Origin of the sequence: Microbacterium sp. Se63.02b, assembly GCF_014171575.1 — a bacterium.
Taxonomy (GTDB): domain Bacteria; phylum Actinomycetota; class Actinomycetes; order Actinomycetales; family Microbacteriaceae; genus Microbacterium.
On record NZ_CP050453.1, the window covers coordinates 397,760 to 417,610 of the forward strand.

The 19,851-nt window shown below is 70.0% G+C and carries 22 protein-coding genes and 1 pseudogene; 17 read left to right on the forward strand and 6 right to left on the reverse strand.

The window, feature by feature from the left end:
* Positions 1-4: 4 nt before the first annotated feature.
* The 5 genes from G4G29_RS02020 to G4G29_RS02040 are packed head-to-tail and all read left to right on the forward strand — an operon-like array spanning position 5 to position 4,211.
* On the forward strand, positions 5-676 hold the full coding sequence (locus tag G4G29_RS02020; RefSeq protein WP_183151662.1) for a M15 family metallopeptidase: 672 nt from the start codon (positions 5-7) through the stop codon (positions 674-676).
* Positions 673-1,794 (forward strand): alanine racemase, encoded by a 1,122-nt coding sequence (locus tag G4G29_RS02025; protein WP_244632323.1) that lies wholly within the window; start codon positions 673-675, stop codon positions 1,792-1,794. Before G4G29_RS02020 ends, G4G29_RS02025 begins: the two co-directional genes overlap by 4 nt.
* Positions 1,791-2,741 (forward strand): D-alanine--D-alanine ligase, encoded by a 951-nt coding sequence (locus G4G29_RS02030; RefSeq protein WP_183151663.1) that lies wholly within the window; start codon positions 1,791-1,793, stop codon positions 2,739-2,741. The genes G4G29_RS02025 and G4G29_RS02030 overlap by 4 nt, the downstream gene beginning before the upstream one ends.
* Positions 2,738-3,781: an acyltransferase family protein gene (locus tag G4G29_RS02035; RefSeq protein WP_183151664.1), complete on the forward strand. Its 1,044-nt coding sequence runs from the start codon at positions 2,738-2,740 to the stop codon at positions 3,779-3,781. The genes G4G29_RS02030 and G4G29_RS02035 overlap by 4 nt, the downstream gene beginning before the upstream one ends.
* A gap of 40 nt (positions 3,782-3,821) precedes the next feature.
* Positions 3,822-4,211 (forward strand): VOC family protein, encoded by a 390-nt coding sequence (locus G4G29_RS02040; protein WP_183151665.1) that lies wholly within the window; start codon positions 3,822-3,824, stop codon positions 4,209-4,211.
* Positions 4,212-4,223: 12 nt separating this feature from the next.
* Here the strand turns inward: G4G29_RS02040 and G4G29_RS02045 are convergent, their stop codons facing one another.
* The 6 genes from G4G29_RS02045 to G4G29_RS21060 all read right to left on the reverse strand — a co-directional run bounded on the left by G4G29_RS02045 (position 4,224) and on the right by G4G29_RS21060 (position 9,335).
* Positions 4,224-6,758 carry a DEAD/DEAH box helicase gene (locus tag G4G29_RS02045; protein ID WP_183151666.1) on the reverse strand — a complete coding sequence of 845 codons (2,535 nt, stop codon included), beginning with the start codon at positions 6,756-6,758 and terminating at the stop codon, positions 4,224-4,226.
* A 48-nt stretch (positions 6,759-6,806) separates the two neighbouring features.
* Positions 6,807-7,520, reverse strand: coding sequence for a purine-nucleoside phosphorylase (deoD, locus tag G4G29_RS02050; RefSeq protein WP_183151667.1), 714 nt, complete (start codon positions 7,518-7,520; stop codon positions 6,807-6,809).
* A 146-nt stretch (positions 7,521-7,666) separates the two neighbouring features.
* The gene (locus G4G29_RS02055) at positions 7,667-8,335 is read right to left on the reverse strand and encodes a DNA alkylation repair protein (RefSeq protein ID WP_183151668.1); all 669 of its coding nucleotides are present in this window, start codon (positions 8,333-8,335) and stop codon (positions 7,667-7,669) included.
* A 147-nt stretch (positions 8,336-8,482) separates the two neighbouring features.
* Positions 8,483-8,629: a hypothetical protein gene (locus G4G29_RS21050; protein WP_244632324.1), complete on the reverse strand. Its 147-nt coding sequence runs from the start codon at positions 8,627-8,629 to the stop codon at positions 8,483-8,485.
* Positions 8,630-8,718: 89 nt separating this feature from the next.
* Positions 8,719-8,979, reverse strand: coding sequence for a hypothetical protein (locus G4G29_RS21055; RefSeq protein ID WP_244632325.1), 261 nt, complete (start codon positions 8,977-8,979; stop codon positions 8,719-8,721).
* The gene (locus G4G29_RS21060; RefSeq protein WP_244632326.1) at positions 8,967-9,335 is read right to left on the reverse strand and encodes an FUSC family protein; all 369 of its coding nucleotides are present in this window, start codon (positions 9,333-9,335) and stop codon (positions 8,967-8,969) included. Before G4G29_RS21060 ends, G4G29_RS21055 begins: the two co-directional genes overlap by 13 nt.
* A gap of 223 nt (positions 9,336-9,558) precedes the next feature.
* On the opposite strand from G4G29_RS21060, the gene G4G29_RS02065 reads away from it, so the two are divergent.
* From G4G29_RS02065 to G4G29_RS02115, 12 genes and pseudogenes are all read left to right on the forward strand, one after another.
* Positions 9,559-10,014, forward strand: a complete 456-nt coding sequence (locus G4G29_RS02065) for an SRPBCC family protein (RefSeq protein ID WP_183151669.1) — start codon at positions 9,559-9,561, stop codon at positions 10,012-10,014.
* A 44-nt stretch (positions 10,015-10,058) separates the two neighbouring features.
* Positions 10,059-11,519 carry a hypothetical protein gene (locus G4G29_RS02070; RefSeq protein WP_244632327.1) on the forward strand — a complete coding sequence of 487 codons (1,461 nt, stop codon included), beginning with the start codon at positions 10,059-10,061 and terminating at the stop codon, positions 11,517-11,519.
* A gap of 4 nt (positions 11,520-11,523) precedes the next feature.
* Positions 11,524-12,102: an AAA family ATPase gene (locus G4G29_RS02075; protein WP_183151670.1), complete on the forward strand. Its 579-nt coding sequence runs from the start codon at positions 11,524-11,526 to the stop codon at positions 12,100-12,102.
* Between the two features lie 589 nt (positions 12,103-12,691).
* The gene (locus tag G4G29_RS02080) at positions 12,692-13,102 is read left to right on the forward strand and encodes a hypothetical protein (protein WP_183151671.1); all 411 of its coding nucleotides are present in this window, start codon (positions 12,692-12,694) and stop codon (positions 13,100-13,102) included.
* Complete coding sequence (locus tag G4G29_RS21065) at positions 13,099-13,941, forward strand: tetratricopeptide repeat protein (RefSeq protein WP_244632328.1); 843 nt, start codon at positions 13,099-13,101, stop codon at positions 13,939-13,941. Before G4G29_RS02080 ends, G4G29_RS21065 begins: the two co-directional genes overlap by 4 nt.
* A 16-nt stretch (positions 13,942-13,957) precedes the next feature.
* A complete protein-coding gene (locus tag G4G29_RS02085; protein WP_244632329.1) occupies positions 13,958-14,410 on the forward strand; it encodes a response regulator transcription factor in 453 nt (150 codons plus the stop codon).
* Positions 14,411-14,485: 75 nt separating this feature from the next.
* Entirely contained in the window at positions 14,486-14,689 is a 204-nt protein-coding gene (locus G4G29_RS02090; RefSeq protein ID WP_017831237.1) for a cold-shock protein, read from the forward strand.
* A 180-nt stretch (positions 14,690-14,869) separates the two neighbouring features.
* Positions 14,870-15,895, forward strand: a complete 1,026-nt coding sequence (locus G4G29_RS02095; RefSeq protein ID WP_183151673.1) for an iron-siderophore ABC transporter substrate-binding protein — start codon at positions 14,870-14,872, stop codon at positions 15,893-15,895.
* Between the two features lie 33 nt (positions 15,896-15,928).
* Complete coding sequence (locus tag G4G29_RS02100; RefSeq protein WP_183151674.1) at positions 15,929-16,972, forward strand: iron ABC transporter permease; 1,044 nt, start codon at positions 15,929-15,931, stop codon at positions 16,970-16,972.
* Complete coding sequence (locus tag G4G29_RS02105; protein ID WP_244632330.1) at positions 16,969-18,051, forward strand: iron chelate uptake ABC transporter family permease subunit; 1,083 nt, start codon at positions 16,969-16,971, stop codon at positions 18,049-18,051. Before G4G29_RS02100 ends, G4G29_RS02105 begins: the two co-directional genes overlap by 4 nt.
* Positions 18,048-18,848: an ABC transporter ATP-binding protein gene (locus tag G4G29_RS02110; protein WP_183151675.1), complete on the forward strand. Its 801-nt coding sequence runs from the start codon at positions 18,048-18,050 to the stop codon at positions 18,846-18,848. The genes G4G29_RS02105 and G4G29_RS02110 overlap by 4 nt, the downstream gene beginning before the upstream one ends.
* Positions 18,838-19,799, forward strand: a pseudogene (locus G4G29_RS02115) (siderophore-interacting protein). Before G4G29_RS02110 ends, G4G29_RS02115 begins: the two are co-directional and overlap by 11 nt.
* Positions 19,800-19,851 lie beyond the last annotated feature (52 nt).

Genomic DNA, 19,851 nt, shown 5'->3' on the forward strand with positions numbered 1-19,851 from the left:
GAGCATGAACACCCGCACCACCTCCCATCCCCCACGAGCGCGCCGTCGCCGTCGGGTCGTCGTCACCCTGGCCACTGCGGTCGCCGTGGTCGTCCTCGCGTTCGGCCTTCAGCAGTCGCTGTCGGTCGCCTTCGCCGACGCGACCCGCACCGGACCGGCGCCCTCACCCACTCCGGAGTACGACAGCGGAGACGTCACCGGCTCGGTCATCGCACCGAGCGAGGCCGACGGCGTGATCCGCGACGACGACAAGCCGACCGTGTTCGATGTGGACCGGGTCGCGATCGGCAACCTCGATCCCGCGCTGCGGGAGGCGTTGCAGCGCGCCGCATCCGACGCCGACGCGGACGGCATCACGTTCCGGGTCAACAGCGGATGGCGCTCTCCCGCGCTGCAGGAGCGGATGCTGCAGGACGCGATCGTGCAGTACGGGTCGGAGGACGAGGCCCGCCGCTGGGTGGCGACGCCGGAGACCTCGGAGCACGTGACGGGCGATGCGGTCGACCTGGGGCCGTGGCCCGCGCTGGACTGGCTCGCGCAACGCGGATCGCGCTACGGGCTGTGCCAGATCTACGCCAACGAACCGTGGCATTACGAACTGCGTTCAGACGCCGTCGACGACGGGTGCCCGGAGATGCTCGCCGATCCGACCGCCGACCCGAGGATGACCCGATGACCACTGTTCTCGCACCGCAGCGTGCCACCTTCTCGCGGCTGCATGCCCCCACGCTGTGTACGCTGCCGACGGCCGTCGCCGAGAACGTGCATCGCGTGCGGGCGGCCACGACCGCCCGCATCATGGCCGTCGTGAAGGCCGACGGCTACGGGCACGGGGCGGTCGCGGTCGCGACGGCCGCGGTCGCCGCGGGGGCGGGATGGCTCGGGGTGACAGATGTCGGCGAGGCGCGCGCGCTCCGGGAGTCGGGACTCTCGGTGCCGATCCTGTCGTGGCTGAATCCGTCGGGCGTGGATGCCGAGGAAGCCGCGACGCAGCGGGTCGACATCGCGGTCGGCTCCGCGGAGGAGCTGCGCCAGCTGATCGCCGATGCCGGGCGTCCGGTGCGTGTGCACCTGCACCTCGACACCGGCATGGCCAGAGGCGGGAGTCCGCTCGACGAGTGGCCGGAACTGCTCCGCCTCGCCCGCTCCGGTCGGGGCAGGGTCGAGGTGGTGGGGGTGATGGGCCATCTGCCCCGCGCGGACGAGGGGGACCCGGCGGCGAACGCGGCTGCGGTGCTGCGCATGCGGCAGGGGCGCGACGCCGTGCTGCGGGCCGGCTTCGGACCGGTGCTCGTGCACCTCGCCGCGACCTCCGGTGCGCTGACCGATCCGGCGACGCACTTCGGCATGGTGCGGATCGGCGCCGGCCTCGTGGGCATCGACCCGTCGGAGAGGACCGTGCTCGCCGGGGCGTCCCGCTGGACGGCGCCGGTCGTGCACAGCGTCCTCGCCTCCCCGGGCACCGCCGTCGGCTACGGCGGCGCGCACGTCACCGACCGGGAGACGCACCTCAGCGTCGTGGGGTGGGGTACGCCGACGGCATCCCTCGGGAGCTGGCGCCGGATGCGGGCGTCGAGATCGGGGGATGCGGCACCCGATCGTGGGGAGGGTGTCGATGGACCAGATCGTCGTCGACACCGGCGCGGTGCTGTTCCCCGCGGCACCGTCGCGACCGTGTTCGGACCCGACGGGGGAGCGGTGCCCGCCGTGCAGGATTGGGCGCGATGGGCAGGGAGCATCCCGCACACGGTCGTCACCGGCATCGGCACACGGGTGCAGAGGAGCGTGGCATGACGACGAACGTGCTGGTCATCGGCGGAGGGCAGAACTCCGAGCACGAGGTCTCGCTGGCCTCGGCAGCCGCTGTCGCGGCCGCGCTGCGGATGGGCGATCATGAGGTCACCAGCGTGACGATCGATCGCGGCGGGATCTGGCGAGTGGACGGGCGTCCGAACGGCGCGACTCCGGCAGAGTCGCTCGCCCTCGCTCTGCCGCTCCTCACCCGCACCGACGTGGTGTTCCCTGCGGTGCACGGCGCGCTCGGGGAGGACGGTGCCCTCGCGGCGCTGTGCGCGCTCGCCGGAGTGCCCGTGGTGGGGTCGGGGCTGCGGGCCGGGGCCATCGGCATGGACAAGTGGACGACCAAGCTGGTGGCGGACGCCGTGGGCCTCGGTACCGCGCGCGGACGGCTGGTCGCGGCGGAGGACATCGGCGACGTCGAGTTCGAGGGAGAGGTCGTGGTCAAGCCCGTGTCGGCAGGATCGAGCCACGGCGTGAGCCTGGTGACAGAGGAGGGGCAGCTGCTCGCGGCTCTGCGGGAGGCGGCGCGATTCGATCGGCGGATCCTCGTCGAGGAGGTGGTGCGGGGGCGGGAGATCGACGTCGCGGTGCTGCGCGAGAAGGGCGGTGTGCGGTGGGCGGCGCCCCCGCTGGAGATCCACGCGACCGGGTTGTTCGACACGGCTGCGAAGTACGACGGCAGTGCGCGGTTCACGGTCCCGGCCGTGCTCGACGCGGCGGAGACGGCCGCCCTCAAGCGGGCCGCGATCGCCGTGTTCGATGCTCTCGGGTGCGACGGGGTCGCGCGCATGGACTTCTTCCTCACCGAGCGGGGGCCGGTGCTGAACGAGGTCAACACGATGCCGGGGCTGACCGCCGCATCACAGGTGCCGCGGATGTTCGCCGCCGTCGGGGTGCCGTACGTCGACCTGGTGGCGCGGCTCGTGCGTGCGGCGTCGTGACAGAGGTCCGTGCGCCGCGTCTGGGCTGGCCGGATGTCGCGAAGGGCATCTGCATCCTGCTCGTCGTGCTCTGGCACGTGGTCACGAAGGTCGCGGTCGGCATCCCCGGCGCGGGTCCGGTGACGGATGCCTGGGTGATGCTCAACGCCCAGCTGCTGCCGCTGCGCATCCCGCTGTTCTTCCTCGTGTCCGGAATGTTCGCCGCACGGGCGGTCTCCGCGGCGAGCGGCGGCTCCTGGCGACGACGGGCCGCGCGGCTCGCGCTGCTCTACCTCGTGTGGGTGCTCATCCAGACGGTCGTGCTCGCGCTGGCGCCGGAGTTCGACACGGCTCGGGCGACCGACGGGTGGGAGCTGCTCGCGCAGCTCACCATCAGCCCCACGAACCTCTGGTATCTGCTCGCTCTCGCCATGTACCTGGTGGTCGGGCGGGCGACGCGCGGCCTCCCGACCGCCGGGGTGCTGCCTGTCGCGTTCGTCGTCGCGGCGGTCGCCGGTGCGGGTCTCCTTCCGGATCTCGGCAACCTGTGGCAGCTGGTGCAGAACCTGTTCTTCTTCCTCGTCGGGCTGCGGCTGCGCGGACTGATCGAGCGCTTCGCCAGGGTCAGCGGCCCGGGCGTCGCGCTCGCGCTCGCCGCGGTGTATGCGGGAGCACTCGCGGTCGTCTCCGTGCTCGGCATCCGCCTCGTGCCCGGAACGTGGCCGCTGCTGTGCCTGGTCGCGGTGGCCTTCGGGGTGTCGCTCAGCGTGCTCCTCGACCGGCATGTCGACGTCGTCGCGCGACCGCTGCGCTGGTTCGGCCGGCGGACCCTGCCGATCTACGTGCTGCACATGATCCCTCTCGCGCTGATCGACGCGGGGGTGCGCGCTGCCGGGTGGCGGACGACACCGGTGCTCGAGGCGGTCGGTCCGATCGCGCTGACGGCGGTGGTGATCGCGATCTGTGTGGCGGCTCACGCGCTCCTGGTGCGCTGCGGGCTCGCGGCCCTGTTCGACCCGCTGCGGGTGACGGACGGTCTCACGGCCCGCGTCCGTCGATGACCCCCTCGACAACCGCCGGGCGACGGCGGACCATGGAAGCATGGCGGCCTTCACAACGGACAACGCGTTCAGCGGATTCAGCGTCGACGACATCGACGCGGCGAAAGAGTTCTACGGCACGACCCTCGGCCTCGACGTCGAGGTCAACGCGATGGGGTTCCTCGACCTGCGGCTGCCCAGCGGCGGGTCGATCCTCGTGTACGCGAAGCCGAACCACACCCCGGCGAGCTTCACGATCCTGAACTTCCCGGTGGCGGACGTCGACGCCGCGGTGGACGAGCTCATCGAACGGGGCGTGCAGACGAAGATCTACAGCGACGACGAGTTCCCCTCGGATTCGCGCGGCATCGTGCGCGGCAACGGTCAGGGCCCGGACATCGCGTGGTTCCGCGACCCGGCGGGCAACGTGCTCGCGGTCATGCAGGCCTGACGTCGAGGGGCGCTACAGCCGGTCCACCGCGGTCACGGTCACGACGGCCTGTCCTGCCTCGTCGGAGGCGGCGAGGTCGATCGTCGCGGTGATGGCCCAGTCGTGGTCGCCGGCGGGGTCGTCGAGGATCTGCCGTGCCGTCCACGCCGTCGCGCCCTCATCGAGGATCAGCAGCTTCGAGCTGCGGGCATCCGCGCCCGTGAGGAGTTCGTCGTGCTCGGCGAAGTATCCGTCCAGGGCGTCCGACCATGCATCGGCGCCGAAACCGGGGTCGAGCTCAGCGAGGCCGTCGAGATCTTCCCGCGCCGCCAGCTGCACCCGTCGGAACAGCTCGTTGCGCACGAGGATGCGGAAGGCGCGGATGTTGCTCGTGAGCCGCTTCGGAGCGGGCGGCACGATCGGCTCGTCGGGCGCGTGCGGGTCGAAGCGTCCGTTGTCGACGCCGGCGATCAACTCCTCCCACTCGTCGAGCAGGCTGGAGTCGACCTGCCGGACGAGCTCGCCGAGCCACTCGATCAGGTCACGCAGATCCTCGTCCTTGAACTCCTCCGGAACGGTCTGCGAGGCCGCGCGGTAGGCGTCGGAGAGGTAGCGCAGCACCACGCCCTCGGAGCGCGCGATCTTGTAGTAGGCGACATATTCCCCGAACGACATGGCCCGCTCGTACATGTCGCGGACGACGGACTTCGGGTGCAGTTCGAAGTCGCGGATCCACGGCTGGGCGGCGCTGAAGGTCTCGAATGCGGCTGTCAGAAGCTCGTCGAGCGGCTTCGGATACGTGATCTGCTCGAGCAGCTCCATCCGCTCGTCGTACTCGATGCCCTCCGACTTCATCGCGGCGACCGCTTCGCCCCGGGCGAGGAACTCCTGCTGGCTCAGCACGGCGCGTGGGTCGTCGAGCGTCGATTCCACGATCGAGATCATGTCCAGCGCGTAGGAGCCCGTCCCCGTGCCGGCGGTGGGATCGGGGTCGAGCAGCTCGAACGCGGCGAGAGCGAACGGCGACAGCGGCTGGTTGAGTGCGAAGTTCGGCTGCAGATCGACTGTCAGTCGGATATCGCCCTCCGGCGTCTTCTCGACGATGCCGGATTCGCGGAGCGTGCGGTAGATCCCGATGGCGCGGAGTGCGAGTTCGCGCTGCCGTTTCCGAGGCTCGTGGTTGTCGTATACGAGCGCGCGCATATTCGCGAAGACGTCGCCGCCGCGGGCGATCACGTTCAACATCATGGCGCTCGTGATCTGCATGTGGGAGGTCAGGGTCTCGGGGACCGCGTCGATGAGCTTGCGGAACGACGGCTCGCCCCACGACACGAAGCCGTCCGGCGCCTTCTTGCGGACGATCTTGCGCTTCTTCTTCGGGTCGTCGCCGGCCTTCTTGACCGCAGCGACATTCTCGCTCTCGTGCTCGGGAGCCTGCGCGACGACCGTGCCGGCGGTGTCATACCCGGCGCGACCGGCACGCCCCGCGATCTGGTGGAACTCGCGGGCGTTCAGCTGCCGCATCCGGGTGCCGTCGAACTTCGTGAGCGCGGTGAGCAGCACCGTGCGGATCGGGACGTTGATGCCGACGCCGAGCGTGTCGGTGCCGCAGATCACGCGCAGCAACCCGCGCTGCGCGAGCTGCTCGACCAGGCGCCGATACTTCGGCAGCATTCCGGCGTGATGCACGCCGATCCCCGCACGCAGGAAGCGCGAGAGCGTCTTGCCGAACGCGGTCGTGAAGCGGAACTCGGCGATCAGCGCGGCGATCTCGTCGCGCTGCTCGCGGGTGGCGACCTTCGTGCTCGACAGCGCCTGCGCACGCTCCATCGCTGCGGCCTGCGAGAAGTGCACGACGTAGATCGGCGCCTGCCCGGTGTTCAGCAGGTCGTCGATCGTCTCGTGGATGGGCGTCGTCTCGTAGAAGAAGTGCAGGGGGACGGGGCGCTCGACCCCGGTGACCGTCGCCGTCTCGCGGCCCGTGCGACGGGTGAGGTCGGCCGCGAGTTCGGTCACGTCGCCGAGGGTCGCCGACATCAGGATGAACTGCGCCTGCGGGAGCTCGAGCAGCGGCACCTGCCAGGCCCATCCGCGGTCGGGGTCGGCGTAGAAGTGGAACTCGTCCATCACGACCTGCCCGACGTCGGCATCCGTGCCCTGACGCAGGGAGAGGTTCGCGAGGATCTCCGCCGTGCAGCAGATGATCGGGGCGTCGGCGTTGACCGAGGAGTCGCCTGTGACCATGCCGACGTTCTCGGCGCCGAAGACGTCGACCAGCGCGAAGAACTTCTCGCTCACGAGGGCCTTGATCGGTGCCGTGTAGTAGCTGCGGCGCCCCGCCGCGAGAGCGCTGAAGTGCGCGCCGACCGCGACGAGCGACTTGCCGGTGCCGGTCGGGGTCGACAGGATCAGGTTGTTGCCCGAGACGATCTCGATGGTCGCCTCGTCCTGCGCGGGGTAGAGGCTGATGCCCGTGCTCTCCGCCCATTCGACGAAGGCGAGGTAGACGGCGTCCGGGTCCGCGGCGTCCTGGACGATGGCGGGATCGAGCCGCGGGGAGGAAGTCATGGTCTTCCGATCATCCCATCCGGCGGGGATGCCGACCTGCGAGGCTGATCAGGCGGCGGTCGCGGCGCGCAGCGCGATCCGGATCATGTCGCCGAAGGTCTGCTCGCGTTCCTGCGCCGTGGTCTCCTCGCCGGTGACGATGTGGTCGCTCACCGTGCAGATCGCGAGGGCGCGCCGACCATGGAACGCCGCGAGCGTGTACAGGCCGGCCGCTTCCATCTCGACCCCCAGGATGCCGTGTTGCACGAAGGGCTCCATGAGCTCGGGGCGGGTGCTGTAGAACTGATCGCTCGAGAACAGCTGCCCCACGTGCACGATCGACTCGAGCTCGGCGTCCTCGCTCGCCTCGACCGCCGCGCGCAGCAGTCCGAAGTCGGCCACGGGCGCATAGTCGAGTCCGTGGAAGCGCACGCGGTTGATGCCGGAATCGGTCGACGCGCCGCTGGCGATGATGATGTCGCGCACCTTCACGCGCTCGGTCAGCGCACCGCACGACCCCACCCGGACGATCGTCTGCACGCCGTAGGAGTCGAAGAGCTCGTTGGCATAGATCGCCATCGACGGCTGCCCCATGCCCGAGCCCTGCACCGAGATGCGGTGCCCTTCCCACGTGCCGGTGAATCCGAGCATCCCGCGCGTCTGCGAGTACAGCTCGGCGTCGTCGAGGAACGTCTCGGCGATCCACTTCGCGCGCAGCGGATCCCCGGGGAACAGGACGATGGGGGCGATCTGGCCCGGCTCTGCGGCGATGTGCGTGCTCATGTCCTCAGCGTAGGTGCTCTATCGGGGAGTTCGTCGATGCGCGTGGTGCGGAGGAGATCCGCAGTTCGGAGGTGGGAATTGCGGATATGGCCCTCCGAACCGAGGATCTCCTCCGTAGCGCGACCCGGACCCGCGGGAGGCGCGGTTCAGCCCTCGCGGCGTCGGACGATCTCGCCGATCCACAGCGGCGCGAAGGGCGAGGTGCAGCCGGGGGCGGTCGGGTAGTCGGCGAGGACCTGCAGCCGGTCGCCGATCTCCAACGCCCTCGCACGGTGCTCCGGGTGGAAGATGCCGATGTTCGCGAGGGTCTCGTTCATCGCCCACTGCAGACGACTCGGAGCGTCCTTCATATCGCGCTCGATCAGGTCGAGGAGGTGCGGCAGGTCGAGGCCATCCGCGTCTTTCATCACCCGCACCGTGGTCAGCGACCAGGCGGCGGCGGCCACCGTTGGGTCGGAGTCGTCGAACCACCGCAGCCGGAGTTCCTCGGCGAGCGGCGACTTCTTGACGACGTAGTTCACGAACCAGTCGTTCACCTTCGGCGGGCGGGTCTCTCGCAGCATGGCGTCGAGCTCGTCGGCGGTGAAGTCGCGCGGGCGGCAGATCAACAGGGCCAGCAGTCGCGCCGGTGTCTCCCCGGTCGCCCAGAGCTCGCGTGCCAGCGGCTGGTCGGTCTTGATGCGTTTCGCGAGCGCGCGCATCCGGCTGAGGTTGATGCCGTGGTCATCGCCGCGCTTCTCGTTTGCGGCGCGCACCTTCGGATCTTCCAGGGCCGCGAGCTCGCCCAGAGCCTCGGGCACGGTCATCTCGGACATGCTCTCAGGGTACGCGGGCTCAGTCCTCGTCCAGCAGCTCGCCGCGGATGCGACGGAGGTCTTCCAGGAGCGAGCCGATCAGGATCCAGTGCTGCGACGAGGGCGGCCGCACCACGAGCGGCGCCGTGAGCGCGGGGATGGTCGATGTCAGCGTGTCGGGCTCGGGGAGGCCTCCGCGACCTGCACGGCCAGCCGCACGTCGTGGCCGGCCCTGCGCAGCTGCTCGGCGATGGCCGATACGACGGGCTCGTCGCCGAGGGTGTCGTCGTAGTGGTCGAAGTACGCCCTCGTCATGCCGATCGTCTGCGTGACGATGGGCGAGAGACGCTCGAGCAGGGCCCGCAGCTCACGCAGTTCCGCGCGGTGTGTCGAGCGCCGCGGGTTCAGGGTGAGCGATTCCTCCCCGCCGCGATGGACGCGTCAGCGGCGTCCTTCATCGGGCGCAGCAGGCGCACCTCCAGCATCAGCTCCTGCAGCTTCGCCGGCGTCTGCGGCTCGGGCAGTGCGACCGCCAACCGGTCGAGGCTCGCCGCGAGTTCCCGACCGAGCAGGCCGACGTCGCGGCGCGCGGGCGCGACCAGCACCGGTGGGACGATGAGCGCGTTCACCACGATGCCGATCACCACGCCGATCAACGTCTCCACGATGCGCGCGAACGCGTACTCCGGGCTGGAGGAGCCCAGCGCCAGCACGAGCATCGCCGAGATCGCGACCTGGTTGCCGGTGCCGGGGAGGCGCGGAAGATCCAGGCCACGAGCATGGCCACCACGATCGCGAGCAGCACGATCCAGCTGGGCGAGCCGAGCAGCAGCCCCAGCGCGACGGCGATCATGACGCCCGCGATCACCCCGATGCTGCGCTCGAGCGCCTTCGACAGCGACTGGTTGACGCTGGGCTGCACCACGAGCAGGGCGGCGATCGCGGCGAAGACGGGCAGCTGCGCAGGAAACACCCATCCGGCGATCAGCCACGCCGCGATCGTCGCTGCGGCCGACTTCACGACCTGCAGCAGCGGGGAGCGCTTGAGGCGCGGATCGCGGCGGGGATGCGCATGACCTCAACGCTAGTCGTGCGACGGCCGCCGACATCGACGTGATGTTCGCTCGGATGTCGGGCAGCCGACGAGGGTCGCGGGATCGGCGGCGGATGTCAACCCCGTCGCCGATCCTCGCGATCACCGGCTGAATGGGAACACACGAACGACGAACAGTGAGGAGCATCCCATGGTGCAGATCATCGAGACCATCGACGTCCACGTTCCCGTCCGCACGGCGTACAACCAGTGGACGCAGTTCGAGAGCTTCCCGAAGTTCCTCGACGAGGTCGAGTCGATCACGCAGATCGACGACACGCACACGCACTGGAAGGTGAAGGTCGGCGGGGCGACGCGCGAGTTCGACGCCGAGATCACCGAGCAGCACCCCGACGAGCGGGTCGCGTGGAACAGTGTTGGCGGCGAGACGGAGCATGCCGGAGTGGTGACCTTCCACACCCTCGACGACACGAACACCCGGGTCACGGTGCAGCTCGACTGGGAGCCCGAGGGTCTGCTCGAGAAGCTCGGCTCACTGGTGGGCGCGGGTTCGCATGCCGTGAAGAAGGACCTGCAGAACTTCAAGGAGTTCATCGAGGGACGCGGGGTCGAGACCGGCGCGTGGCGCGGTGACGTCGACGCCTGACGCCCGGGCTTTCGGGTGTCCGCTGCCCGTGCTTGCATGAGCACATGGAGCGGGACGAGCGGTTGCGCGGCGAGACCAGGGCCGTGTGGGCGACGGCGTTCTGCTTCGTCGTCGGTGTGACCGCGGGCGTCCTGCTCCTGCGGGGCGACCCGCGGCCGCTCACCGGAGAGGGGTCGCTGGCGATGCCGGCCGCGGCGATCGCCGCGGCCGTCGCTGCTGCCGCATTCCTCACGAGCACCCTGATGCACCGTCGTGGCGAGACGGCGTCGATGCCGCGCTGGCAGGCGGTGGTGTCGGACCTGTCGTCACTCGCGCTCACGATCGCCTTCGGGGCCGTCACGATGATGGGGGTGCTGCTCACCGCCGAGGTGCTCGCGGCAGGGCTCCAGGGGCTGCGGCTCGGAGCGATCGGCGGGGGACTGCTCACGGGCGTCGCCGCGGCGGTCGGCGGGCGGTCGGCATTCGGGGCGGGCATCGATCTGCGCACGACCGATCTCGCCGCGCTCCTGTTCGGCTTCCTCGCGATCGGCACGCTCTTCGCCATGGTCACGGCGGCCGATCCGCTCTGGTGGGAGCAGAACTTCTCGCAGCTGGGCGGGTCGTGGGCCTTCAACGGCACGCTCGTCGTGGCCGGTCTGCTGGTCGCGACCGTCGGGTCGTACATCGGACGCGACCTGCATCGGATGCTGGGTGATCCCGCGGTCGGGCGCATCGCCGGTATCGTCGCCCTCTGGGCCGCCTGCGGGGTCGCCCTGGCCGCCGTCGGGTTGCTGCCGCTGCACAGGGTGCCCGTGCCGCACGACATCGCCGCTTTCGCGACACTGGTGCTCTTCGCCGCTGCGGCCGCTGCCACCGTGGTCGCGATCCCCGGCAGACCCCGCGCTCTGCTGATCACCTCGATCGGCGTCGCGGTGCTCGTCGTGGTCGCCCTCGCTCTGTGGATCCCGTTCGGGCTGTACTCGGTCACGGCCGTCGAAGCCGTGATCGTCGGACTCGGACTGCTGTGGATGCTGACCATGGTGCGGGTCCTGGCGATCCTGACGCCGGCGCAGTCCCGGCCATCGGCGCGTCCGACTCTCCTGCGCCAGGCACCGCCGGCGCGCGCGCGCGGCATCCCTAGCCGACCGCACCAAGAAGATAGGGAAACCGTCCGATGCCGACGGGGTACCTCAGAGCGGAGTGTAGGGATACAGCGAACCGTCGAGGAGAACCCATGTACGAGCACCCCTACCTCACCCATCAGATCACCCAGTTCGAGCAAGAGCAGATGGAGCGCGCGGCCGCGCAGCGGCGTTTCCTCATCGAGCATGCCGACCAGATCGTGCCGCGTCCGGCGGGAGCGGTGCGTCGGATGCTCGACCGCGTGCTCGGCGTCGACCGCTCCCGCACGGCGACCGCACGTTCGACGAAGGTCTGCGAAACGGCGGCGCCAGCGCGGTGAGCGGTGTCGTCGCGGAACCCGGCCGGCGGCCCGGCCCGAATGTCGGTCGGGAGTGGGACGATGAATCCATGCCCCCTTCCGCTCCGAGCGCCGAGATGGTCGGCCGCGCGGCCGAGCTCGCCGAGGTGCGCCGGTTGTTCGCCGGCGTGCGCGACGGCATGCCGGCGGCGCTCCTGGTCGAAGGCGAGGCCGGGATCGGCAAGTCGCGGCTGCTGCGCGAGTTCGCGGCGGGCATAGAGCAGACCGCCGACGTGCACGCCGGGTGGTGCCTCGACCTCGGAGCCGCCCGCACACCGTACGGTCCGCTCACGGGCATCCTCCGTTCGATCGTGGCCCGCATGGGGGTGGATCGGGTGCACGAGTCGGTCGGCGTCGGCGCCGAGGCTCTCGGGATGCTGCTGCCCGAACTGGTCGACGCCCCCGCCGACCGTGACCGCACGAGCCCGGAGCGACTCCGCGACGCGATCGCCTCGCTCATCGAGGCAGCGGCCGAGCGCGCCCCCAGGTGCTCGTCGTCGAAGACCTGCACTGGGCGGATGAGTCGACTCTCGCCATCCTCTCCTTCCTGCTGCGGGCGCTCGGGCGCGGGCGCATCCTGCTGCTCATCACCTGCCGCACCGACGACGTGCGCCGAGGAGACGCGGTGAGCCGCTTCATCGGCGAGTCCACCAGGGCGCGGCTGCTCGAACGGCTGACCCTGCGCCGATTGGACGAGGTCGCCGTGCGGGAGCTGGCCGAGCAGATCACGGGCCGCCCGCTCAGCGAGGCGGCGTTGGGGCGCATGCAGGAGCGCGCCGAGGGGGTGCCCTTCTTCATCGAGGAGATCGCCGGGTGCTCGAACGGCCCGTTGCCCGATGGCCTTCGCGATCTGCTGCTCGCCCGGTTCGACCGGCTCGGCGATGACGCCCGCCACGTCGTGCAGGTCGTGTCGGGAGCGGAGCGCCCGCTGTCTCATCCTCTGATCACGCGCCTGGTCGACCTCCCGGAGCAGCGGCTCGACGAGGCGATCAGGGAGGCGACGCGCAGCGGCATCCTGGTCGTGGTCGACGACGACTACCGCTTCCGGCACGCCCTCCTGCGCGAGGCCGTGCACGACGACCTGCTTCCGGGGAGCGGGCGCGACTGCATCGTTCATATGCCGAGACCCTCGAGGCGCACGGCGCGGGCTCCGAGAACGGTGATGCCGCGGCGCTCGCGTATCACTGGCAGCTCGCGCAAGACGACCGGAAGGCGCTCGTGGCCGCGGCAGACGCCATGCGCCACGCCAAGGCGCAGTACGCGTTCGCCAGTGCCGCCCGCTTCGGTGAGCTCGTGCTGGAGCTGTGGCCACTGGTGCCCGATGCGGCGGTGGCCGCCCGAGTCGAGCGCCTCGACCTGCTCCTCGTGCTGGGGTCGGTCCTGCGCAACGCCGGCGACGGCGAACGTGCACTGGCCGTGGCGAACGTGGCCCTCGCCGAGGTCGATCCCGCGACGGTCGATCCTCGTCTGCATGCGCGACTGTTGCGCAACAAGGCGCTCTACCTGGTCAACCTCGGTCGGCTCGGTGCCATCCGCTACTGCAACAGGCGCTGGCGATCGCCGAGGAGCACATCGATGACGAGGCCTTTCACGCCGAGCTGCTCAATCAGCTCGCCAGCCGCCGCATGATCGCGGGCGACCGCGAGGAGGCGATCCGGCTCGCCGATGAGGCCGAGCGTGGGGCCGCGGGCGCGGGGTCCGCCGATCAGCTCTCGATCGCGGCGAACGTGCGCGGCGGCTCGCTGGCGCACCTGGGCGAGGTCGAAGCGGGCGTGCGTGAATACGAACGTGCCAGAGAGCTCGCGACGGGGTCGAATGCCGAGATGCGTTACCGCGTGAACTATTCCGACCTGCTCACGCTCCTCGGCCGCTACCGCGAGGCGGTTGAGGTCGCAGAAGAGGGGCTTCGGCGTGCACGCGAGCTCCGGGTCGAGCGCACCTCGGGTTCGATCATGGCGCAGAACATGGTCGTGCCGCTGCTCGAGCTCGGCGAGATCGAGCGCGTGGAGGAGATGCTGTCCCGCGACTTCGTGCAGGGGACTCTGCGCGTGTTCCGCATGTACATGAGCATGACGCGAGTGCGGGTGCTGGCCTGGCGCGGCCGGTCGGCAGAAGCGGCCGAGATGCTGCGGGACTGGCTTCCGGCGTTCGAGGAGACGGGTGTCTCGGAGCGGCAGATCTGGTACGACCGGGTCATGATGACGGTCGCGGTCGCCGAGAGCGAGGGGAGACCTCCGCGGCGCACTCGCCACGATCCTCGAGATGTTGCACGACGACCGACCCGCGCTGCTGCATCAGCGTCGACTTCTGCTGGAGGGTGCCGCGATCGTCGCCGAGCTGCGCGCAGAGGGCGTCGACGTCGAGGAGGCGTCGGCCGCCATCCGCGGGGCCTGGCTCTCGCAGCCTCCGCAACTGCAGGACGATGCCTGGTCGACGATCCTCGATGCGCTGCTCTACCCGCGTCATGATGCGGTCGATGCCGCGATGAGCCGGGCCGACGGAGACGATGTGCCGGTCACACTCCGGGTCGTCCTGCGGCTCGAACGTGCACGGCTGCTGGTGCGGGACGGCGACCGGTCGACGGCGTCGATGGAGCTCGCCATCGCCGCCGACATCGCCGAGGCGCTGGGGCACGCGCAGTTGCAGACCGCCGTCACCCGATTCGCCGCCGTCGCGGGACTGGCCCCGCGGGCGACTGCGGAATCCGCGCAGGGCGGCGAGGCCCTCACGGCCCGCGAGCAGCAGGTGCTCGAGCTCATCGCCGAAGGTCTGAGCAATCGGCAGATCGGCGAGCGACTGTTCATCAGCGTCAAGACCGTGAGCGTGCACGTCTCGGCGGTGCTGAGAAAACTCGGGGTGAGCACGCGCACCGAAGCCGCGCTCCTGCAGAGGAATCCGACGTTCGGTGCTCCTGGTCAGCCTGCCGTGGTAGCGTGACAGAGCGCGCGTGTCGGATGTTCCGACTCGGCGTAGGCCGTGCAAACGGCTAAGTCAACAGAAAGTAGAAAACACATGGCCACTGGCACTGTGAAATGGTTCAACGCGGAAAAGGGCTTCGGCTTCATCGCTCCCGATGACGGCTCGGACGACCTCTTCGCCCACTACTCGGCTATCGCCGGCTCCGGTTTCAAGGAGCTCCGCGAGAACCAGAAGGTCGAATTCGACGCTGAGCGTGGCCCCAAGGGCATGCAGGCGGCGAACATCCGCGCTCTCTGAGCGCGCGCTGACTTCCTGAAGCCGGCCGGATCCTCACGGATCCGGCCGGCTTTTTCGTACCCTGCGAGAACGACTCGAAGTGAGGCGGACCTAACCTCCGTGTTAGATTAGGCCAGGCTTACCAAAGGCTGGGCGCGGCTCTCGCGCCGAACCCCACCCCGAAACCCGAAGGGAACGCCTGTGCGCATCTCTCGAATCCTCGCCATCGGCGCGGCCGCCGCGCTCGCCGTCGGCCTCTCCGCCTGTGCCTCCTCCGCACCGCAGTCGACGGCGGAGACCGGTGGCAACCCGGCCTCGGACGACGCGTTCCCCGTCACGGTCGAGCACGTCTACGGCGAGACGACCATCTCGGCGAAGCCCGAGCGCGTCGCGACGATCGCGTGGGCGAACCACGAGGTGCCGCTGGCCCTCGGCATCGTTCCCGTCGGCATGAGCAAGGCGACGTGGGGCGACGACGACGACAACGGCGTGCTGCCCTGGGTCGAGGAGAAGCTCGACGAGCTCGGCGCCGAGACGCCGGTGCTCTTCGACGAGACCGACGGCATCGACTACGAGGCGGTCGCCGACACGGAGCCCGATGTGATCCTCGCCGCGTACTCCGGTCTGACGCAGGAGGAGTACGACACCCTCTCCAAGATCGCCCCCGTCGTGGCCTACCCCGAGGTCGCCTGGGGCACGTCGGTCGACGACATGATCGCGCTCGACGCGAAGGCGCTCGGGCTCGAGAAGGAAGGCGAGGCGCTGATCGAGCAGCTGCACGCCGACGCCGACACGGCACTCGAGGCCAACAGCGTGTTGAAGGACAAGAAGGTCCTCTTCTCGTACATCGACCCCACCGACCTCAGCCAGGTCGGCTACTACACCGCGATCGACACGCGCCCCGGATACCTGCACGACCTGGGACTGCCGTTCCCGTCGATCGTCGAGGAGAACAAGGACAGCGACCAGTTCTACCTGACGGTCAGCGCCGAGGAGGCGCAGAAGTTCGACGACGTCGACCTGTTCATCACCTATGGCGACGACTCGATCATCCCGCTCCTGCAGGCCGACCCGCTCCTGTCGAAGATCCCCGCCATCGCCGATGGGCGCATCGCCGTGCTCCCCGACGCCAGCCCGATCGCGGCCTCGGCCAACCCGTCGCCGCTGTCCATCCCGTGGGGTCTCACCGACTACCTCGCGATCCTGGCCGCACCGCTCGCGTCGTAGTCGTTCGGTCCGCATCCGCGGAGTGACTTTCCTGTGACCTCAGCAACCGTCCTCGCACCGGGCGCCGCAGACCTGCGGCGCCCGGTGTTGCGGCGCACCCTCTGGCTCGTCGCCGGGGTCGTGATCCTCGTGGTCCTGAGCGTCCTGTCGATCTCCTTCGGCGTGCGGGCGGTCTCCTTCGACGACATCGTCGCGGCCCTCGGCGGCCACACCGACACGATCGCCCAGGCCGCGATCGTCAAGCGCATCCCTCGTACCGTGCTCGCGCTCCTCGTCGGGGCGGCGCTCGCGCTGGCCGGTGCGACCATGCAGGCCGTGACCCGCAATCCGATCGCCGACCCCGGCATCCTCGGTGTCTCGAACGGCGCCTCGCTCGCCGTCGTCCTCGGCATCGCGTTCTTCGGCCTCGCCGACCCCTACGGGCAGATGGCCTTCGCGATCGCCGGCGCCGGCATCGCCGCCGTCTTCGTGTACGCGGTCGGCTCGCTCGGTCGCGGTGGCGCGACCCCGCTCAAGCTCGCTCTGGCTGGAGCAGCCACGTCGGCCGCCTTCGCCTCGCTGATCAGCGCGGTCATGCTGCCGCGGGTCGATCTGCTGCAGACGTTCCAGTCGTGGCAGATCGGCGGCGTGGGCGGGGCGGAGTGGCCGCGCATCGCCCTCACCGCACCGGTCCTCGCTCTCGGCGCCCTCATCTGCTTCCTGTGCGCCCGGGGCATGAACTCGCTCGCCTTGGGAGACGAGATGGCGAAGGGGCTCGGCGAGAACGTGTTCCGCACACGACTGATCTCGGCGCTCGGCGCGGTGATCCTCGCGGGCGCTGCGACCGCGATCGCCGGACCCATCGGGTTCGTCGGACTGATCATCCCGCACGTGTGCCGGATGCTCGTCGGCACCGACCACCGCTGGCTGCTGCCGTTCTCGGCCATCGCCGGCGCGGCCCTGCTGGTTGCGAGCGACATCGTCGGCCGGGTGATCGCTCCTTCCTCGGAGGAGATCCAGGTCGGCATCATCACCGCCGTCATCGGCGCCCCGTTCTTCATCTGGATCGTCCGTCGGCAGAAGGTGCGTGAGCTGTGACCACGACAGAGCACACCGAGCACACGCTGGCGCGCGCGGAGGAGTCCGCCTCGGCACGGGTCGCCCGCATCGTGACGGGCAGGCGTGCGCGACACCGTCGGCACGCGGTCGCCACGATCATCCTCGGCGCCGTGCTGTTCGTGCTCTTCGCCGTGGCACTCATGGTGGGCAACACGTTCTACACGCCCGACGAGGTGATCCGGGTGATCCTGGGCGAGACCGTGCCCGGCGCCTCGTTCACGGTGGGCGAGCTGCGGCTGCCGAGGGCTGTCCTCGCCGTCCTGACCGGGATCGGGTTCGGCATGGCCGGCGTGTGCTTCCAGACGATGCTGCGCAACCCGCTCGCATCCCCCGACATCATCGGCATCTCCAACGGCGCCGGCGCCGCAGCGGTGTTCGGCATCGTGGTGCTCTCGCTCAACGGTCCGCTCGTCTCGCTGTTCGCCCTCGCCGGCGCCATCGTCACGGCCCTCGCGATCTATCTGCTCTCGATCAAGGGCGGATTCGCGGGCACCCGTCTCATCCTGATCGGCATCGGCGTCGCGGCCATGCTGCAGAGCGTGATCTCGTATCTGCTGTCGCGGGCCGCGAACTGGGACATCCAGACCGCGATGCAATGGCTGACCGGAAGCCTCAACAACGCGTCGTGGGAGCGAGTGCTGCCGATGGCGATCGCCGCGGCCGTCATCGTACCCGTGATGCTGTCGCAGGGGCGCGCCCTCGGTGCTCTCCAGCTCGGCGACGACTCCGCCGCAGGGCTCGGGATCCGCGTCAATGCCACGCGGCTGCTGCTCATCCTCGGCGCGGTGGCCCTGCTCGCCTTCGCGACCGCGGCGACCGGTCCCATCGCGTTCGTCGCATTCATGGCCGGGCCCATCGCCGCGCGCATCACCGGGCCGGGGGCGAACCTCCTGCTGCCGTCGGCGTTCGTCGGAGCCGTCCTCGTGCTCGGCGGCGATCTGATCGGCCAGTTCGTCTTCGGCACCCGCTATCCCGTCGGCGTCATCACGGGCGTGGTCGGCGCGCCGTACCTGATCTACCTGCTCATCCGCACCAACCGTTCCGGGGGTTCGCTATGACCGTGTCGCACAGCCTCTCTGCCGACGGGGTGACTCTCGCCTACGGCGACCGCACCGTGATCGACGGCCTCGACCTGCAGATCGCACCCGGCAGGATCACGACCATCGTCGGAGCGAACGGATGCGGCAAGTCGACCCTGCTCCGCTCGCTCGCCCGCCTGCTGTCTCCGTCCGCGGGGCAGATCGTGCTCGACGGCAAGTCCGTGCACGCGCGGCCCACCAAGGAGGTCGCGCGGGTGCTCGGACTGCTTCCGCAGTCGCCCGTCGCCCCGGAGGGCATCGCCGTGGCCGACCTGGTCGGCCGGGGCAGGCACCCGCACCAGAAGATGCTCGCGCGGTGGAGCACCCACGACTACGAAGTGGTCGCCGACGCCCTCGACGCGACCGGCATCACCGACCTCGCCGATCGGAGCGTCGACGAGCTCTCCGGCGGACAGCGCCAGCGCGTCTGGATCGCGATGGCCCTCGCGCAGGAGACCGACATCCTGCTGCTCGACGAGCCGACGACTTTCCTCGACGTCGCGCACCAGGTCGAGGTGCTCGACCTGCTCACCGACCTGAGCGTCTCGCGCGGCACGACCATCGTCATGGTGCTGCACGACCTCAACCTCGCGGCGCGCTACGCCGACGAACTCGTGGCTATGAAGGACGGTCGGGTGCACGCGACGGGCGCTCCGCAAGACGTCGTCACCGCCGAACTCGTCGAAGAGGTCTTCGGCCTCGCCAATCAGATCACCATCGATCCGGTCTCCGGCAAGCCGATGGTCACACCCATCGGGAGGCACCATGTCCGCTGAGACCACCACGACCGAGCGCCCGACCTACATCCTCACCCGCGCCGAGGTGCGGGCCGTCGAACGTGTCTCGCCGTCGTTCGTGCGGGTGACGTTCGGCGGCGATGAGCTGTTCGAGTTCGGCACGCCCGGCGAGGTGTTCGACAGCCGCATCAAGCTGGTCTTCCCCCCAGCATCCGGAATCCTTCCCGATCTCGATCGGAGCTCGGACAACTGGTGGCAGGCGTTCCTCGCCGTGCCGGAGGCCGAGCGCGGGTCGATGCGCACGTACTCGGTGCGCGAGCTGCGGGTCGACACGGACGGCGGGACCGAGGTCGACGTCGACTTCGTCCTGCACCTCGAACCGGGCCTGACCGGACCCGCGTCGCTCTGGGCGAGCCAGGCCGCCGTCGGGCAGGAGCTGTATGTCGTGGGGCCGCGTCGTGGCGTCGACGTCGATGCGCACGGCGGAGCGGAGTACGCCCCGGGTGCCGCCGATTCGGTCGTGCTGGCCGGGGACGAGACGGCCGCTCCGGCGATCGCGCGGATTCTGGAGGACGCGCCGCGGACGTCCGCGGTGTCGCGTTCATCGAGGTGCCGTCTCCGGCCGACGTCCTGCGCATCGACGCGCCCGTCGGGGTGGAGGTGCACTGGCTGCCACGCGATGCGGGAGAGCCGCACGGTCTGCGGTTGATCCCCGCGGTGCTCGGATACCTCGGCGACGCCGATGCGACCGATGCCATCAGCGTGAAGGACATCGACGGCGAAGACCTGCTGTGGGAGACACCGGACTACTCCGGCCTCGGGGAGGACATCGCCACGCGGGAGGCCCCGGCCGAGCGGTACTTCTGGATCGCGGGAGAGAGCGGTGTGGTCACCACCCTGCGCCGGCACCTCGTCAAGGACCTCGGCATCGACCGCGGGCAGGTGGCCTTCATGGGCTACTGGCGCCGCGGCGTCGCCATGCGCGGCTGACCCGCCCTCCCCGAGCGGATGCCGTGGAGGCACCTGCTCGGGGAACGCCGAG

Excerpts from the sequence above, each read along its gene's own strand:
- deoD (WP_183151667.1), bottom strand. The coding sequence starts at position 7,520 with ATGAGCACGCACATCGCCGCAGAGCCGGGCCAGATCGCCCCCATCGTC.
- G4G29_RS02055 (WP_183151668.1), bottom strand. The coding sequence starts at position 8,335 with ATGTCCGAGATGACCGTGCCCGAGGCTCTGGGCGAGCTCGCGGCCCTG.
- G4G29_RS02065 (WP_183151669.1), top strand. The coding sequence starts at position 9,559 with ATGGTGCAGATCATCGAGACCATCGACGTCCACGTTCCCGTCCGCACG.
- G4G29_RS02085 (WP_244632329.1), top strand. The coding sequence starts at position 13,958 with ATGAGCCGGGCCGACGGAGACGATGTGCCGGTCACACTCCGGGTCGTC.
- G4G29_RS02020 (WP_183151662.1), top strand. The coding sequence starts at position 5 with ATGAACACCCGCACCACCTCCCATCCCCCACGAGCGCGCCGTCGCCGT.
- G4G29_RS02090 (WP_017831237.1), top strand. The coding sequence starts at position 14,486 with ATGGCCACTGGCACTGTGAAATGGTTCAACGCGGAAAAGGGCTTCGGC.
- G4G29_RS21050 (WP_244632324.1), bottom strand. The coding sequence starts at position 8,629 with ATGACGAGGGCGTACTTCGACCACTACGACGACACCCTCGGCGACGAG.
- G4G29_RS02040 (WP_183151665.1), top strand. The coding sequence starts at position 3,822 with ATGGCGGCCTTCACAACGGACAACGCGTTCAGCGGATTCAGCGTCGAC.
- G4G29_RS02070 (WP_244632327.1), top strand. The coding sequence starts at position 10,059 with ATGGAGCGGGACGAGCGGTTGCGCGGCGAGACCAGGGCCGTGTGGGCG.
- G4G29_RS02075 (WP_183151670.1), top strand. The coding sequence starts at position 11,524 with ATGCCCCCTTCCGCTCCGAGCGCCGAGATGGTCGGCCGCGCGGCCGAG.
- G4G29_RS02045 (WP_183151666.1), bottom strand. The coding sequence starts at position 6,758 with ATGACTTCCTCCCCGCGGCTCGATCCCGCCATCGTCCAGGACGCCGCG.
- G4G29_RS02110 (WP_183151675.1), top strand. The coding sequence starts at position 18,048 with ATGACCGTGTCGCACAGCCTCTCTGCCGACGGGGTGACTCTCGCCTAC.
- G4G29_RS02025 (WP_244632323.1), top strand. The coding sequence starts at position 673 with ATGACCACTGTTCTCGCACCGCAGCGTGCCACCTTCTCGCGGCTGCAT.
- G4G29_RS02030 (WP_183151663.1), top strand. The coding sequence starts at position 1,791 with ATGACGACGAACGTGCTGGTCATCGGCGGAGGGCAGAACTCCGAGCAC.
- G4G29_RS21065 (WP_244632328.1), top strand. The coding sequence starts at position 13,099 with ATGATCGCGGGCGACCGCGAGGAGGCGATCCGGCTCGCCGATGAGGCC.